We start from the raw sequence: 15,391 nt of genomic DNA, 5'->3' as shown, positions 1-15,391 counted from the left end.
CCGCCGATCCCGGCGGCCTTTTTTACTTGTCCAAAAACCCGAGTTGGGTTTTATTCAGCCAACACACACCTGGGGAGAGATTGATGCACGGCCCACATTTCCTTGATGATACCCGCGTTTTGTTCCGCGTTTGGGCGCCCTTCCAAGACCAGGTCAAGTTGGTTTTTGACGGCGAAAACCGACCACGACCGATGACGCCGATTTGCGACGGCTTTCACGAACTGATCTGCGACGATGTGGTGCCGGGCGCCTTGTATTACTTCCAAGTGGGCGACCACCAACGGTTCCCCGATCCCGCATCCCGTTACCAACCCCAGGGCGTACACGGCCCTTCCCAACTTACCAAACTCGACCCATACCCCTGGCAGACCAAAAACTGGCGCGGTCTCAAACTCGAGGAATTGGTGTTGTACGAATGTCACCTCGGCTGTTTCACCCAAACCGGTACCTTGCGCGAGGCGGCGGAACAACTGCCCTACCTCAAAAAACTCGGAATCAACACCATCGCCCTGATGCCGATTGCCGGTTTCCCCGGGCGCCGTAACTGGGGTTATGACGGCGTGTTGCTGTACGCCGTTCCCGAGTGTTACGGCACGCCCCGCGATTTGCAGGCCTTTGTCGATCTGGCCCACCAACAGGGCGTCGCGGTTTTTCTCGACGTGGTTTACAACCACCTGGGTCCCGAGGGTAATTACTTCGACCATTTCGGCCCCTACTTCTCCAAGCGCACCACCACCCCCTGGGGCAAAGCCCTCAATTTCGACGGCCGCGACTGTGATCCGGTGCGCGCCTATTTCCTGGAAAACGCCCGCTATTGGCTGACCGAATACCGCATCGACGGTTTGCGCCTGGACGCCATCGACGACATTCGCGATTTTTCAGTAACCCATTTATTAGAAGAGTTGAGCGAGATGGTGGAAGATGTGGCGCGCGAATCGGGCCGTTCCATCATACTGATCGGCGAGGCTTCCACCAACAATCCCCGCTGGGTCACGCCCCGTTCCCGCGGCGGCATCGGCCTACACGCGCTCTGGGACGACGACCTCCACCACGCCATGCACGCCCACGCCACCGGTGAACGCACCGGTTACTACGCCGATTTCGGAACAACCGCCCAACTGGTCGAAACCCTGCAAGAAGGCATTTTGGCACCCAACGGCTACCGCGAATACCGGCGGCGCCGTCACGGCAAAAGCTTCGCCCACCTGGCCGACAAACACCAAATCGTGTTCCTACAGAACCACGATCAAACCGGGAACCGCCCCGACGGCAAACGCTTCCACCACTTGGTCGGCATCGACCGCACCATTCAGTACGCGGCGCTGTACCTGATTTCACCGTTTGTCCCCATGCTGTTCATGGGTGAGGAATACGCGGCGGAACAACCCTTTTATTTCTTTATCGATTACGGCGACGCCCCTCTGATCGACGCCACCCGCAAGGGGCGAAAACGCGAGTTCAAAACCTTTGGCTGGAAAGGAAAAGGCACCGATCCTCAGGACCTAAAAACCTTCGCGGCGAGCCGCCTAAACCTTGAGGATCACCAGCAAGGTGTCGGCGCCCGGGTTTTCAGCGCCTACCAGACCTTGTTGGCTCAGCGGGAGATTATGCGCAAGGTCGGTTTGCTCAAAAAACCATCCAAGGTCAGCCACGATGAAACCCACAACCTCATCACCCGCCGTTTCCAAAACGAAAAGGCGCGCTGGGTTCTGATCGTGCATCAAGGCGAGCAAGCGGTGGCTTGCGCTGATTTGGGATTAACCGAGGGCCATGCAGCTTTTTATTGGGCGGACGAACAAAACCACACCGAGTCCCAGGAAACCCTGGCCCCGGGAAGCACCTTGCTATGGCGCGGCTCGGCAGAATAATTCAGTTGTTTTTGTGAAAGCTACATTTACAAAAACAACAACCCACTGACTTCATGCGTCTTACTTCGCCAGACGACCCCAACACCACAACCGCTCCTTAAACACCCCATCTGGTTGGGGGATTGATCCGGCGTGTGCTGAAGGCACACGCACACCGCCTTCTTGGTTGGGGGATTGATCCGGCGTGGGCATTGCAAATGGATCAGGAGAACCTACTTCAAGACCATTGGCAACGACCATTGGATTTTAGCAGGCAAAGAGAGAAGAGAGGACCAGGAAAGAACACACTATCTGTTCCAACTGGGCCGGCTTCCCATCCGACGTCACGTGAAATTCCTGATGGCGGCGCACCCGTTCGACCCAACGTTCAACAAGTACATCCGCAAACGGGAGGCCATGAACATGGCGAACCGCTTAAAGGAAAGTCACTTGAAAGGGCGGACCCTCACCAAATGGACCCGTTCGAAAAACACTGCCGGGTCGCTTTAACACGCGACCTTTTCATTGCTTGAGCCGTATGTGGGGAAACTCGCACGTACGGTTCTTAGGGGGGGAGCGTTCCGTAAGGTACGCTCTCTACCCGACCGAACCGGAGCGATAGGTAAGCAAAGGGTACCGCGCTTGCCACCATACAGTTTCACAGGCCTACACCCTCTGTCTTTGCATGAGCCCAACCCGGCGGTGTATTCAACCGGGTCGCTATGCAGCCGTTAAGCGCCGCCGTGTTTTGCGGACCAGGCCTGGGGATCCGCTTGCCATTCGAACAGACTTTGTTTTTGGTCGGCGGGCAAACGACCGGTTTCGATGGCGACATCCAGAAGCGCCGCTAAATGGGTGAGGCTGGTGTAGGCGTAACCGGATTCCGCGAAACGATCCGTTGCTTTCTTCAGGCCGTACTGGAACACCGCGGTGATGCCGAGAACCCCGGCGCCCGCTTCAACCAAGGCGTCCGCGGCTTGGATACAGCTTCCGCCCGTTGAGATCAAATCTTCAACCACCACGACCTTGGCACCGGCCGGCACACGGCCTTCGATCAGATTGCGTTTGCCGTGTTTTTTCTCGGCCGACCGCACGTACACCATCGGCAGCGACATGGCCTCGGCGACCCAGGCGGCGTGAGGGATGCCGGCGGTGGCGGTTCCCGCGATCACGTCGGGTTGCCAACCCCGGCGTTTGATTGCGTCGACAAAACATTGGGCGACGGCGCGGCGTTCGGCGACGGTACTAATAATGAGGCGGTTATCGCAATAAATGGGCGAACGCAGGCCGCTGGTCCAGGTAAAAGGTTCTTGGGGCGAGACGGAAACCGCCTCCAGATCGAGCAGAATTTTGGCAATGGTTTTGGCGTCGGTCATGGGGTACTCCGCGAAATCGAGGTGTCAAACGGGCTCGATTATAGCCGAGACAGGGGACCTAACCCGTATTTCTCACAAGGATTCGTCGCGAGAAGCTGAAAGCATTGTGAGAAATGCGGGTTAAAAATACAAAAGGGAGAGCCGAGGCTCTCCCTTTCGTTGTTCACATAAGCGAACGGCTTACATCATGCCGCCCATGCCGCCCATGCCGCCCATGCCGCCCATGCCGCCGGCAGGTGCTGCCGGCCCGTCGTCTTCTTTTTCGATCTCGGTAACAGTTGCTTGCGTGGTCAGCATCATGCTGGATACGGAAGCAGCGTTCATCAAGGCGTGCTTAACAACCTTGGCGGGATCGATAACACCGGCTTTGATCAGGTCTTCGAAGGTGTCGGTTGCAGCGTTGTAACCGAAGGCATCGCTGCCGTTTACGACTTCGTTAACCACGATGGCGCCTTCTTTGCCGCAGTTAACGGCAATCTGACGAAGGGGCGCTTCCAATGCTTCACGGATGATTTTAACGCCGTACTTCTCGTCGCTTTCCGCCAATTCTTTCTCGAGGTCGTCGAGAACAGAAGCAGCGCGCAAGAAGGTGGTACCGCCACCGGCAACGATGCCTTCTTCAACAGCGGCTTTGGTGGCGTGCATCGCGTCTTCAACGCGGGCTTTCTTTTCTTTCATTTCGGTTTCAGTCGCGGCACCGACTTTGATCACGGCAACACCGCCGACCAATTTGGCCAGGCGCTCTTGCAGCTTTTCACGGTCGTAGTCGGACGTGGTGCTTTCGGTCTGAGCGCGGATTTGTTTAACACGCGCTTGGATGTCGGCGTTGGCACCGGAACCATTGATGATGGTGGTGTTGTCTTTGTCGATGGTGATGGTTTTGGCTTGACCGAGGTCTTCCAAAGTCACGTTCTCCAATTTGATACCGATGTCCTCGGAGATCAAACGGCCGCCGGTCAAAACAGCGATGTCTTCCAGCATGGCCTTGCGACGGTCGCCAAAGCCGGGGGCTTTAACGGCGGCAACATTCAAGGTACCGCGCAGTTTGTTAACAACCAAAGTCGCCAGAGCTTCGCCGTCGATGTCTTCGGCGATGATCAGGAAAGGACGGCTGGTTTTAACAACTTGCTCCAAAACAGGCAGCAGGTCGCGCATGTTGGAAACTTTTTTCTCGAACAACAAGATGTAGGGGTTTTCGAGGTTGGCAACCATGCGATCGTGGTCGGTTACGAAGTAAGGAGACAGGTAACCACGGTCGAACTGCATGCCTTCAACAACTTCCAGTTCGGTTTCCAAGCCACGAGCTTCTTCAACGGTGATGACGCCGTCTTTGCCAACTTTTTCCATGGCTTCGGCAATGATTTTGCCGATGGAAGGATCGTTGTTGGCGGAAATCGTGCCGACATGTGCGATGGCGTCGCCTTCAACGGGACGGGCGCTTTCGTTGATTTTGGCAATCAAACGCTCGACAGCTTTGTCGATGCCGCGTTTGATGGACATGGGGTTGTGGCCGGAGCTCACGGACTTAACACCGGAGCGGTAGATGGCGCGGGCCAAAACGGTCGCGGTGGTGGTACCGTCACCCGCGGTGTCGGAAGTCTTGGAGGCAACTTCTTTAACGAGTTGCGCGCCAAGGTTTTCGATCTTGTCGTCCAAAGAGATCTCTTTGGCAACGGTCACACCGTCTTTGGTGATGGTGGGTGAACCGAATTTTTTCTCGATCAGAACGTTGCGGCCCTTGGGGCCCAAGGTGACCTGAACGGCGTCGGCCAACTTGTTAACGCCGCGCAGCAAAGCTTGACGGGCGTTTTCATCAAAAGTCAGGAGTTTGGCATCAGACATGTTTCATGCTCCCTTTAATCGGAATGTCTTTTTTGTGGCGAGGTCAAAGCCTCGCGAGCCCGCGCACCGGTCGCAAAAGCGGTAAAAACGCGGGCGGCTATTGTGGAAACAGAACTTAAGCTTCGATCACCGCGAGAATTTCGTCTTCGCGCATGATGATGTGCTCAACATCATTCAGTTTGATCTCGGTGCCGGCGTATTTGCCAACGAGCACTTTGTCGCCCACTTTGACGTTCAGCGCGACAACTTCACCGTTGTCGGCACGCTTGCCGGGGCCAACGGCAACAATTTCAGCCTCAAGGGGCTTTTCTTTGGCAGAGTCGGGAATGATGATGCCGCCGCGAACTTCTTCTTTGGCTTCGACGCGCTTCAACAAGACTCGATCATAAAGCGGAGTTACCTTCATGGTAGACGCACCTCTTTTTGATTGGAATGGGCTAAAGGGGTCCCTTTAGCACTCTCGGACTGTGAGTGCTAATTTACTTAGGGTTTGCGATGCTGTCAACCCCTTTTCCAACAAACAGAGAAAAACTAACACACCGAACAACACAATACCTAACACCAAGAGACTCATATTATCATCAAAACCCATCACAACGCCCATCGCAACGCCCAAACACAAATAACCTCGCGCACCCCGAATGGATGCCCCCACCGAGCCGACGGAATGATTGACCGAGCGATGATCCCGCGTACCCCACTGGGATGTCCCCTGCCGAGCCGACGGAATGATTGACCGAGCGATGTTCCCGCGTACCCCACCGGGATGCCCCCTGCCTAGCCGACGGAATGATTGACCGAGCGATGATCCCGCGTACCCCACTGGGGTTCGCACACCGCAACCCGTGGACCATAACTGATTTAAACCGTGAGCCGAAGGCGAGCCTCATCTGGCTGCACCGAAGGTGCATAGGCGCCGAGGCGCCGGTGATTTCAGCCCAGATCAAAGGGTTGTGAAACAACCGTTTGCTCTGGGTCCCCGGGAGTTCCCTTCGTGCAGGCCGCTGAAGGCGCCGGCCAAACAACACCCAACCAAACCCAATGGATGAACACCATCCACACCCAACCAAACCCAATGGATGAACACCAGCCACACCCATCCACACCCAACCAAACCCAACGAACCAACACCACCGAAAAACCGACCCCAACACCATGAAACGCCGCGGGGTTTGAACCCCAGGCGCCGCTGGTGTCAACGCCTTCAGCGTTTTCCGCTTCGTGAACCCCCGAGACCCAGGGTGCGACCATTTTCAATGGTCGTACCCGGGGCTAACCTATTGCCCTCCTTCAGAGGGCGTCCAGGGTGGCGAGGCGGAGCCTCGCGTTCATTCAAAGCATGGTCCATGGATGAGGTGGTGCGGCCCGCTCCGGGGCGCGCCGGGTCGGCAAGGGTCCAAAGAGATCGTTCCGGTTTGATCAAATGTTGGTGAAACAACCGTTTGCTCTGGGTCCCCGGGGAGTTTCCGTCGTGCAGGCCGCTGAAGGCGCCGGCTCCACAACCAAACACCATCCCTAACGGATCCCCAAACAGGGCAAACCTTCCGTTTAACCCACACACCTCATCCGGTCTCGTGCTTTCACGAACCACCAGATCAGGCATACAGATTAAGAATCCACGCGGAGAGACCTTTCACCCACGACCTAACCCTCGTCAAGGACAGGCGAACAACAGCCGCGGACCATCCAAAGCGATACCAGGGCGTAATCCCGAAACACCCCACGCGGAATCCTGGACAGTCGGGAAACGCCGCACACGCGGTACCGCCTCCCGTTCCATCCAAACGACGACAAAAAGATCCTGGTTGCAGGCCTTTTTCGCAACGTCGCCTTACGCACTTTCGGCCAGGTCCAAAGCAAGAAACACTCCTCGGTAGGTATTGGTGAAGCGCAAGAGCTCCATTTTGATGCGGTTAAAGTCCTCATAGTGGTGGTAACCCTCGGGGTTATCCGCCATCGCGTCCATCACCAAGGTCAGGTCGGTCATGAAGGTTTCAAAGCGCTCGCGGAAGAGCGCGTTGGTCGCGTTGAGGTATTCAATTTGAGCGGGGTAGTAACCCTGACGGGAAAGACGTACACTTAAGTCACCCAGTTGTTTCTGACACCAGTCGATCCAGTTTAAAGCTGTCATGTTGAGCCTCCTCATGTATGCTACATAAGTAAATATACATAAGCGCTCAGACAGCCCTTGTCGGAGGCCCCAAAAAAAATGAACCGATCTGATTTAGTCTCTTTGCTCAAACAAAGAAGCAGTTTAAGTGCCGAGGAAGCCGACTGGTTTGTCCGTCGGTTTTTCGAAATTCTCGCCGCCGGTCTCAAACGGGACGGGCGTGTCGAGTTGCGCGGCTTCGGCGTATTCAAACTTTCCACCCGCATGCAGGCGGGTTTTCAAAACCCCAAGGACGGCCGCTATTACGGCGGCATGGAGCTACGCACCATTAAGTTTTATCCGTCCGCCCTCATTGAGGAAACATAAGAACGCGCACGCGCGCAAGCGACTAAGGCTTGCGTGATGGACTCCTGATCCGACGCCGACAAATCGGAAAACGCCAAACCCAGGCGAATACCGCCGTCCACCACTTTTTGGTGAGCCACATGGGCGCGCGTAAAATGGACGGGCACCCCACGCAGGGCAAAAACACCGTCTTCCACCACATCGCCCACGTTTAAACCGCAACAGGCATTTTGCTGGATGCCGATCCCCACGGCGGAAAAATCAACCAACGAGGCCTGACAAGCTTCACCGCGGCAGACAATAGAAACCTGGACAGGGTTGCGCGAGGACGCGGAAAACCGCTCGCACTGGCGGCGCGCCAAAACCTCACCTTCAAGCGGCAAGGTACAGCGCACACGACGCGCGTCGACTGCCAACGCGGCTACAGGAATTCGATACGCGGTTTTGGGCGCTTGAATAACCAGATCCCAACCACAGTCGGGATCCAACGGGGCCACACGCCCGCCCGGCGCACGAAACGCGACCAAGGCGGCTTCTTTATCCACGGACACCGGCTCCAGGTCGTGACATTGCCTGCGTGTATTAATAAGGAGACAGGTCAGCGCTTTGGCATCATCGGCCACCCGCGCTTCAATTTTGGTTAACAACTCATCGGCGGTAATTGCGTCAAGGGACATAGGCAGCTCAAATCAAAGAAGATCGGCCCGATACTGGGCACGCGAACAAAACTCGGCCGACGCTTAGCATGATTCCCACGCAATCGGTCCGCCGCATGTAACGCCCACGCAAAGCGCGGACGTGGGTACCATCTTATGTTCGAAAGACAACTTCTTTTTAGGTTATCACAAATAACCCACATTGAAACCGCGAAGACGGTCACCCTTTTCGTTTCAAGGACAGGTTGCTTTCAGCACTGTCTAGGAGGCTTGATCCAACACTTCCACCACTTCCTGACGGCGTGTGGCCGCATCAAAATGGGTGGCGTCGGCAGGCCGAAACCCGCGCACACCGCGCAGCAAGATGCGCCGTGCCGACTCGGCGTCTTGATTGTCCAAGGCCGGCTCGAACTCCTTGAGGAAAGCGTCGACGCGCTTCCAGTCAATGGACTCTTCCATCGCACGGGAGATACGCGGATGGTCGGTCGCCAGCGCATTATCCCCGATCAAGAGTTCCTCGTACAATTTCTCACCCGGCCGAACACCGGTAATGCGAATCTCGACATCACCCCGGCCCGTATCAGGATCAATCACGCTCAATCCACTAAGGTGGATCATCTTCGCGGCCAAATCGTAAATGCGTACCGGCTCACCCATATCGAGCACAAACACATCACCGCCGGAAGCCATGGCCGACGCCTGGACAACCAATTGCGCGGCCTCGGGGATCGTCATAAAGTAGCGGGTCATTTCCTCATGGGTCACGGTAACCGGCCCACCCTGGCGGATCTGTTCACGAAACAGAGGAATCACGGAACCGGAAGAGCCAAGCACATTCCCAAAACGCACCATGGAAAATACGGTTTTGGATCCGCTCTCATGCATACCTTGCAAAATCAGCTCGGCAAAACGTTTGGTGGCGCCCATCGCGCTCGTGGGACGCACGGCCTTATCCGTCGAGATCAAGGTAAAACGCGCAACCCCGGCCCGCTCCGCGGCTTGGGCGAAGGCAAGGGTGCCGAAGATGTTGTTGCGAATCCCCTCACAAATATTCTGCTCGACAATCGGGACGTGTTTGTAAGCGGCGGCGTGAAAGATACTCTGAACGCCATGGGCTTCCATAATTTTTTGACAGCGTTTGCCGTTTTGCACGGAACACAGGACGGGCACAATGGCGACACGCCCCTGGCTGTCGCGGCGACGCAACTCGCGCTCAATGTTGTAAAGCGCGTATTCGTTGGCCTCCAGTAACAGCAAGGTCTCCGGCTGCCGATCTAAGATTTGCCGGCACAGCTCCGACCCAATCGAACCGCCGGCGCCAGAAACCAGAACCACCTTGCCGGTAATGCTTTTGCCGATCAACGCGGCGTCGGGCTCGACGGGATCCCGACCCAAAACATCTTCAATCTCTACCTGGCGGATATCGTCAACACGGACCTTGCCACTCACAATGTTGGGAATTCCGGGCAGAATTTTCACGTCGACACCCATCGCGGCCATGCGTTCGATCAATTCGCGACGGCGGCAGCGCGTGGCGGAAGGAATACACAGAACCACCTCGTGTAATTGGTATTTGGCGACAATATCAGCCATGCGATCCGGTGAAAACACCCGCACGCCCAGGATTTCCCATCCCTGGATCTCGCTGTTGTCGTCGAAGAAGGCCATCACCCGGTATTCCGGGCTGCCCAACAGAGCATGGGCGATTTGGGTGCCGGCTTTACCCGCGCCATACAGGCCGATTCGCCGCTTGTTGCAATCCTGAACGTTTACATCGGGAAGGTACATTTTGGCCAACAGGCGTGTCCCCCCCATTAAAAGGACCACGTTCACGCCGTACACAATATAAAGCGGGCGGGGAATTTGAATGTGGGTCATGATGGCCACGAGGGCGAACATCAAGACGGCAATCACCGCACTGCGCAAGATGGGAATGAGGAAATGGGGACTCAGGTATCGAATCACAGCTTTGTAAAGGCCCAGCGCGTAGAGCACCGGAATGGTCAAAACGGGCGCCAACGCCCAAATTTCCACATACTTAACAAAATTCTCGGGCCACCAGGTATCGTAGCGCATGGCAAAGGAAGACCACAGCGCCAACCACAGAATCAAAAAATCGACGAACAAAACAATCAACTTTTTTAGATAACGCGGTAAACGATTTAGTTTCAAAAACATACAAACACCTATGGCTCAAGTGTTACGAGATACCCACCAAACGCGAGAACAACCGTTTCAAAACGGTGCCGCACAAACAAGGGCGTCGACCAAGTTATGGAGGAAATTGGCCCAATTAAACCACAATTCCGCGGCAAAAACATCAAATCCACCGACCGCCTGCATCACAACCAACCACGCTTAAGGCGGCCGTATTCACAAGAGCCGGTGCATTTTTGGTTCAAGCCCGACGTAGGTTTCCCCTCCGCCCGAGAAGCACAAAAGAAAACCGTAAGCGCCGACTTAAATGTTCTATCGGCAAAGCATTGCAAGAGCTAAACTACCGGCCGCGGGAAAAAACCGCGGGGCAACCCAGGCCAAGCGAGCGGGAGCTTCAAAGCGGAGGGCCCAAAATCAAGGGTCCGCCAAACCCAGTTCAACCAGCGCGGCCTCGGTCCGTTCAGCCAAGGCAACCAGATCCCCGTCGTTCACGATCTCCACATCGGCATGGCGCCGCTTTTCGGGGTCGGGTGCCTGGGCCGCCATGAGCTTTTGCGCCAAGGCTTCAGGCATGCCGTCACGTGCTTGAAGCCGCGCCAGACGAAGCTCGGCGGGCGCGGTCACGAGAAGAACGCGGTCATATTTACGAAAACTTCCGGTTTCAATCATCAGCGCCGCGGAGACAAAGGCGGCTTGGTGGTGTGGTCGCAACGCTTCGAGCTTGGCTTCAATACTTTGATAAATGCGAGGATGAACGATCTGATTCAATCGCTCACGGCATTCGCCGTTTTCGCTGATCAAGACGCGCATGCGGGCGCGGTCCAAGGCGCCGTCGTCGGCAATGACGGACGGTCCAAAGGCCTCGGCAATAGCGGCGAGCGCGGGTTGGCCGGGCGCGACCACTTCTCGCGCCACCACATCGGCGTCAATGACGGGAAACCGTTCGGCAAGCAAGCGTTCCACCTGTGATTTGCCACTCGCAATGCCCCCGGTCAGCCCAACCACCAGCATAGATCCATCCTATATAAAAAGACCCGACCCACGACGAATCGACATGGGTCGGGTCAAAATCAACCGCTTAAACGCGGGCCATTTCAAAGGCGCGCTTCAGCTCGCGCGCGATGACGATTTTTTGAACCTCGGAGGTACCTTCACCGATGGTGAGCAGCTTGGAATCGCGCCAAAACTTTTCGGCGGGATACTCCTTCAAATAGCCGTAACCACCGTGGATTTGTACCGCTTCCTCGCTGTTGCGCACCGAAACTTCACTGGCAAAGTACTTGGCCATGGCCGATTCGATGGACTGCGCTTGTCCGCGATCCTTGTTGTAAGCGGAGCGCAGGGTTAACAGGCGCGCGGCGTCGAGGTTGGTCGCCATGTCGGCCAGCTTGAATTGGATGCCCTGGAACTGATCGATGGTTTTGCCGAACTGGGCACGTTCCGCGGCGTATTGCTGCGAACATTCGAGGGCGCCGCGGGCGACACCGAGTGAAAGCGCGGCAATTGAAATCCGGCCGCCGTCCAGCACAACCATGGCCTGTTTGAAGCCCTGGTTTACCTCGCCGATCAGGTTCTCGTCCGGTACGAAACAGTCTTCCATAACAAGCTGAGCGGTTTCAGAGGAGCGCATACCGACCTTGTTTTCTTTCTTACCACCGCCCCAGCCTTTGATCGATTTGTCGAGGATAAAGGCGGAGATTCCGCGGGTTTTCAGTTCGGGCGCGGTGTTAACCAGCACCACGGCGACATCGCCGCTAATGGCGTGGGTGATGAAGTTCTTGGTGCCGTTCAGCATCCAACCGCCCTCAACCTTTTTGGCGGTCGAAAGCATGCCGCCCGCGTCAGAGCCGCTGCCGGGTTCCGTGAGGCCCCAGGCGCCGATGTGCTCGCCGGAGGCAAGTTTGGGCAGGTATTTTTGTTTTTGGGCTTCGTTGCCGTGCTGCAGGATGTGCCCGGTACACAGCGAGTTATGCGCCGCGACACCGAGACCGATACTGCCGCAAACGCTGCCGATCTCCTCGAGAATGGCGACGTAATCGACATAACCGTACCCGGAACCCCCATATTCTTCCGGGACAAGAACCCCCAACAAGCCCAGTTCGCCCATCTCGTGAAAGAGATCGACCGGAAAAAATTCTTTTTCGTCCCACTCAAGCACGTGTGGCTTGATGCGTTCTGCAACAAACTTGGAAACATTCTCAACAATCATTTGTTGATCTTCGCTATAACCGAATTCCACGATTGACTCCTTCCAAAAAAACCAGCGTGTGACGTGTTCCAGCAGACCACGGGCGGATCAAAGGTAGGCATGAACCGACAAGGTTTCCGAGGATCGCGAAGGAACCACGGCCACGGTGAACCCACCGCGGGTTCATGCAAAAACGCCATTCATGAAATGGAAACCGTCCCTTCTTCGGCCACAACCTCGGGTTGTCTTCAGCAGCAAAAGCGGAAGACACCGCAACGGCGCAACCACGGCGACTTGGCCGGGAATCATGGAAGGGAACGGAAGCCGGCAACGTTCAATCAATAAAACCTCATGGAAGAGGCAAAAAACCGTGCCCACGGGAGGGCGGGGCATGCCGGGTGGAGCCGCCATTCGCTCGGCTCGGCCGTGCCACCGCGCACGGGTTGGCGCGGATGAAGCGAAACGGCCGTCGGCGAATTCTCCTCGACGGTTCCGGTGTCGTCACAAACAAAGTACATTTGGTCGTTTCCCACGGCGAGATCGGAAAACGAAACCCGGCTGGGAACGGACCTGCCAGCATTATAACCAATCCCAACGGGGAAGTGCGGAGGATCTACGAGAGAAGGGAGCAGATCGCCCATGTTTCAGCTAAAAAGGCGGTGGCCGGCTCCACAGCCAAAAAAGTTAGCTTACCGCGCCAAAAAGCCACAAAACAAACATATAAAAACCAAACACTTGCAAAAAAAGAACAAAAACAACCGACTTTTTCAAGGGCCATGACAAGGGCTGTCCAGGCGCTGCTGTATATTTAAAGACATAGCAGGCGGGCGTTAGAAGAAAACGCACGCAACGATTTGTTTTTCAGCGGTTTAACCCGCGACAGGAGGCACCATGAGCATCGCCGTCGTCGTCCTTTTCTCCATTCTTTTTATTGTCGCCAACTTACTCGCCTTTTCGGCACACCAACAAGAACACCATCCCGAACATCCGACACAACGCGTTGTTTTGCCCATGGACCCGACAGCGTTTGAGACGGCGGAAACCGATGAACATGCCCGCTTAGAACGTCCACCCGAAACGGTGGTACGGCCGATGGTCCCCAAACCACGCCCGCTCCCCGAATATCCCCACCAACGCCCCGCCGCATAACGCGTATTGCTTGCCAGGGGACGCCCTCACCCTGGTAAGCAATGCGCGTTAACCGACCTTCATCACGGCCGAGGTAAACACAAGCTGTTTGCCGCCGACCCGATTGTCGGTTTTTCTGGTCCGCCGACCCATCCCCGGTTCCCACGCGCCCCTCCCCTTCATCTGTTTTCTCGGGGTCACCGCGAGAACAGCGCCTCATACAGCCTTTGTTTGAATGAGGCGGCGCAGCGCGTCCCGGCCCGCGACAGCCCCCGCGAGCCCGTCACCGCGCGAACCGGGTCCCGGCGGACGAGAAAAGCCGATAAGCGTTTCACGATTCTCTGTCCTCCGTCTCCGTCCCAAGCCCTCATTTCCCAAGAGGATACGGCTGCAAAGCCGGCCCCCTGACGGGAAACGCGGGTGCGCCTCATCTCGTGGAGCGAGATGGGGTGAGGGTGCCTCCCACCCTCTTTTCGGCGTCCCGGTTGTAAGCGCCACCCTCGCGCTTCGGTCATCGCCACGTGGTTAAGGTCCATGTCTCAACCTTCGCCCGCACACGAATGCGGGCTAGGTGGACCGGGTGAATTTCGGCAAGCACAGCCAAGATTGCCGGAACCGGCCAACACAAACCCCACGCCTCATGGGGTTTCTGTCGGCGGGTACCACCCAACCACGAACAACCGGGACGCCCTTTTTTATTTGGAACGGACGGTTAAACGGGTCGTTTGGTTTTGGGTTGAGATGGGTTGACTCGTCCGCACCCGGCCTCGATGTGGCTTGATCCGCTGGACGCCATGCCTGGATATGGCTTGATCCGGCCCGTCCCATGTTTGGACGTGATTTGATCCGGCCGTCCCATGTTAGGCCGTGATTTGTCCCGGCCCTCGTCTGGACGGGATTTGATCCGGCGCGTCGAATGTGTGGACGTGGTTTGATCCGGCGCGCCCTGAAACGGGCCGCACCACCCCAACCATGGACCATGCTTTGATTGAACGCCGGGCGCAGCCCGGCCAACACTGGACGCATCCTGCAGGGATGCCGTAGGTTAGCCCAGGGTACGACCATTGAAAATGGTCGTACCCTGGGTGCCGGGGGTTCACGGACGGGAAGGCCCTGAAGGGGGCGGCACCACAAGCGTGACGGATGAATCACCCAGCGGGGATTATCACGGTCCGGTGGTTGTGCCGCGGTCATCATTTTCCGGGTGGTTCGGTGGATTCCTTGTGAGGCCGACGCCGCCGGCGTCTACACGACGGGAACACCCGGGGACCCAGAGCAAATGGTTGTGCCACAACCATTTGATCTGGGCTGAAATCATCGGCGCTGAAAGCGCCTATGCGCCTTCAGCGCCGCCGGTGGAAGTTCGCCTTAGGCTCACATTTTAAATCAGTTGTGGTCCACACATGAAGGTATGCGAACCCCATCAGGGTTCGCCGGATCAATGCCCGTCCATATGTTCCGTTATTCCCGTGTTTGAACCCCATCAGGGTTCGCCGGATCAATGCCCGTCCATATGTTCCGTTATTCCCGTGTTTGAACCCATCAGGGTTCGCCGGATCAAGGCCCGTCCATATGTTCCGTTATTCCCGTGTTTGAACCCCATCAGGGTTCGCCGGATCAAGGCCCGTCCATATGTTCCGTTATTCCCGTGTTTGAACCCCATCAGGGTTCGCCGGATCAATGCCCGTCCAAATGTTCCGTTATTCCCGTGTTTGAACCCCATCAGGGTTCGCCGGATCAAT

13 protein-coding genes are annotated in these 15,391 nt (G+C 56.5%); 5 read left to right on the top strand and 8 right to left on the bottom strand.

The window, feature by feature from the left end; all coding sequences use genetic code 11:
- Window positions 1–83: 83 nt before the first annotated feature.
- On the top strand, window positions 84–1,868 hold the full coding sequence (treZ, locus tag J3U88_RS26540) for a malto-oligosyltrehalose trehalohydrolase (protein ID WP_207862034.1): 1,785 nt from the start codon (window positions 84–86) through the stop codon (window positions 1,866–1,868).
- Between the two features lie 710 nt (window positions 1,869–2,578).
- Here treZ and pyrE read toward each other — a convergent pair.
- The 3 genes from pyrE to J3U88_RS26525 form a co-directional block, all read right to left on the bottom strand.
- Window positions 2,579–3,223, bottom strand: coding sequence for an orotate phosphoribosyltransferase (gene pyrE, locus J3U88_RS26535; RefSeq protein ID WP_207862033.1), 645 nt, complete (start codon window positions 3,221–3,223; stop codon window positions 2,579–2,581).
- Window positions 3,224–3,403: 180 nt separating this feature from the next.
- Window positions 3,404–5,065: a chaperonin GroEL gene (gene groL, locus J3U88_RS26530; RefSeq protein ID WP_207862032.1), complete on the bottom strand. Its 1,662-nt coding sequence runs from the start codon at window positions 5,063–5,065 to the stop codon at window positions 3,404–3,406.
- A 115-nt stretch (window positions 5,066–5,180) separates the two neighbouring features.
- Window positions 5,181–5,471, bottom strand: coding sequence for a co-chaperone GroES (locus J3U88_RS26525; RefSeq protein WP_207862031.1), 291 nt, complete (start codon window positions 5,469–5,471; stop codon window positions 5,181–5,183).
- 588 nt (window positions 5,472–6,059) lie between these two features.
- Here J3U88_RS26525 and J3U88_RS26520 point away from each other — a divergent pair.
- Window positions 6,060–6,224, top strand: coding sequence for a hypothetical protein (locus J3U88_RS26520; protein WP_207862030.1), 165 nt, complete (start codon window positions 6,060–6,062; stop codon window positions 6,222–6,224).
- A 672-nt stretch (window positions 6,225–6,896) separates the two neighbouring features.
- Here the strand turns inward: J3U88_RS26520 and J3U88_RS26515 are convergent.
- Window positions 6,897–7,196 (bottom strand): hypothetical protein, encoded by a 300-nt coding sequence (locus J3U88_RS26515; RefSeq protein ID WP_207862029.1) that lies wholly within the window; start codon window positions 7,194–7,196, stop codon window positions 6,897–6,899.
- A 78-nt stretch (window positions 7,197–7,274) separates the two neighbouring features.
- On the opposite strand from J3U88_RS26515, the gene J3U88_RS26510 reads away from it, so the two are divergent.
- Window positions 7,275–7,541 carry an HU family DNA-binding protein gene (locus tag J3U88_RS26510; protein ID WP_207862028.1) on the top strand — a complete coding sequence of 89 codons (267 nt, stop codon included), beginning with the start codon at window positions 7,275–7,277 and terminating at the stop codon, window positions 7,539–7,541.
- Here J3U88_RS26510 and J3U88_RS26505 read toward each other — a convergent pair.
- The 4 genes from J3U88_RS26505 to J3U88_RS26490 all read right to left on the bottom strand — a co-directional run bounded on the left by J3U88_RS26505 (window position 7,511) and on the right by J3U88_RS26490 (window position 12,572).
- The gene (locus J3U88_RS26505) at window positions 7,511–8,197 is read right to left on the bottom strand and encodes a PilZ domain-containing protein (protein WP_207862027.1); all 687 of its coding nucleotides are present in this window, start codon (window positions 8,195–8,197) and stop codon (window positions 7,511–7,513) included. The two genes, J3U88_RS26510 and J3U88_RS26505, sit on opposite strands and share 31 nt — an antisense overlap.
- Window positions 8,198–8,437: 240 nt before the next feature.
- Window positions 8,438–10,354 carry a polysaccharide biosynthesis protein gene (locus J3U88_RS26500; RefSeq protein WP_207862026.1) on the bottom strand — a complete coding sequence of 639 codons (1,917 nt, stop codon included), beginning with the start codon at window positions 10,352–10,354 and terminating at the stop codon, window positions 8,438–8,440.
- Between the two features lie 393 nt (window positions 10,355–10,747).
- Window positions 10,748–11,344 carry a dephospho-CoA kinase gene (gene coaE / locus J3U88_RS26495; protein ID WP_207862025.1) on the bottom strand — a complete coding sequence of 199 codons (597 nt, stop codon included), beginning with the start codon at window positions 11,342–11,344 and terminating at the stop codon, window positions 10,748–10,750.
- 67 nt (window positions 11,345–11,411) lie between these two features.
- Window positions 11,412–12,572, bottom strand: a complete 1,161-nt coding sequence (locus J3U88_RS26490; RefSeq protein ID WP_207862024.1) for an acyl-CoA dehydrogenase family protein — start codon at window positions 12,570–12,572, stop codon at window positions 11,412–11,414.
- A gap of 401 nt (window positions 12,573–12,973) precedes the next feature.
- Between J3U88_RS26490 and J3U88_RS26485 the strand changes: the two genes are divergently transcribed.
- Both J3U88_RS26485 and J3U88_RS26480 read left to right on the top strand, forming a co-directional pair.
- Complete coding sequence (locus tag J3U88_RS26485; RefSeq protein ID WP_207862023.1) at window positions 12,974–13,333, top strand: hypothetical protein; 360 nt, start codon at window positions 12,974–12,976, stop codon at window positions 13,331–13,333.
- Between the two features lie 79 nt (window positions 13,334–13,412).
- Window positions 13,413–13,670 carry a hypothetical protein gene (locus tag J3U88_RS26480; protein ID WP_207862022.1) on the top strand — a complete coding sequence of 86 codons (258 nt, stop codon included), beginning with the start codon at window positions 13,413–13,415 and terminating at the stop codon, window positions 13,668–13,670.
- Window positions 13,671–15,391 lie beyond the last annotated feature (1,721 nt).

It is taken from the genome of Acanthopleuribacter pedis, from assembly GCF_017377855.1.
Classification (GTDB): Bacteria; Acidobacteriota; Holophagae; order Acanthopleuribacterales; family Acanthopleuribacteraceae; genus Acanthopleuribacter; species Acanthopleuribacter pedis.
This window is presented reverse-complemented; position numbering and strand designations above follow the sequence as displayed.

What these genes read in the sequence shown, in the direction of transcription:
- J3U88_RS26505 (WP_207862027.1), bottom strand. Translation starts at nt 8,197, where the DNA reads ATGTCCCTTGACGCAATTACCGCCGATGAGTTGTTAACCAAAATTGAA.
- J3U88_RS26515 (WP_207862029.1), bottom strand. Translation starts at nt 7,196, where the DNA reads ATGACAGCTTTAAACTGGATCGACTGGTGTCAGAAACAACTGGGTGAC.
- J3U88_RS26480 (WP_207862022.1), top strand. Translation starts at nt 13,413, where the DNA reads ATGAGCATCGCCGTCGTCGTCCTTTTCTCCATTCTTTTTATTGTCGCC.
- J3U88_RS26485 (WP_207862023.1), top strand. Translation starts at nt 12,974, where the DNA reads ATGAAGCGAAACGGCCGTCGGCGAATTCTCCTCGACGGTTCCGGTGTC.
- coaE (WP_207862025.1), bottom strand. Translation starts at nt 11,344, where the DNA reads ATGCTGGTGGTTGGGCTGACCGGGGGCATTGCGAGTGGCAAATCACAG.
- J3U88_RS26525 (WP_207862031.1), bottom strand. Translation starts at nt 5,471, where the DNA reads ATGAAGGTAACTCCGCTTTATGATCGAGTCTTGTTGAAGCGCGTCGAA.
- J3U88_RS26510 (WP_207862028.1), top strand. Translation starts at nt 7,275, where the DNA reads ATGAACCGATCTGATTTAGTCTCTTTGCTCAAACAAAGAAGCAGTTTA.
- J3U88_RS26500 (WP_207862026.1), bottom strand. Translation starts at nt 10,354, where the DNA reads ATGTTTTTGAAACTAAATCGTTTACCGCGTTATCTAAAAAAGTTGATT.
- pyrE (WP_207862033.1), bottom strand. Translation starts at nt 3,223, where the DNA reads ATGACCGACGCCAAAACCATTGCCAAAATTCTGCTCGATCTGGAGGCG.
- groL (WP_207862032.1), bottom strand. Translation starts at nt 5,065, where the DNA reads ATGTCTGATGCCAAACTCCTGACTTTTGATGAAAACGCCCGTCAAGCT.
- treZ (WP_207862034.1), top strand. Translation starts at nt 84, where the DNA reads ATGCACGGCCCACATTTCCTTGATGATACCCGCGTTTTGTTCCGCGTT.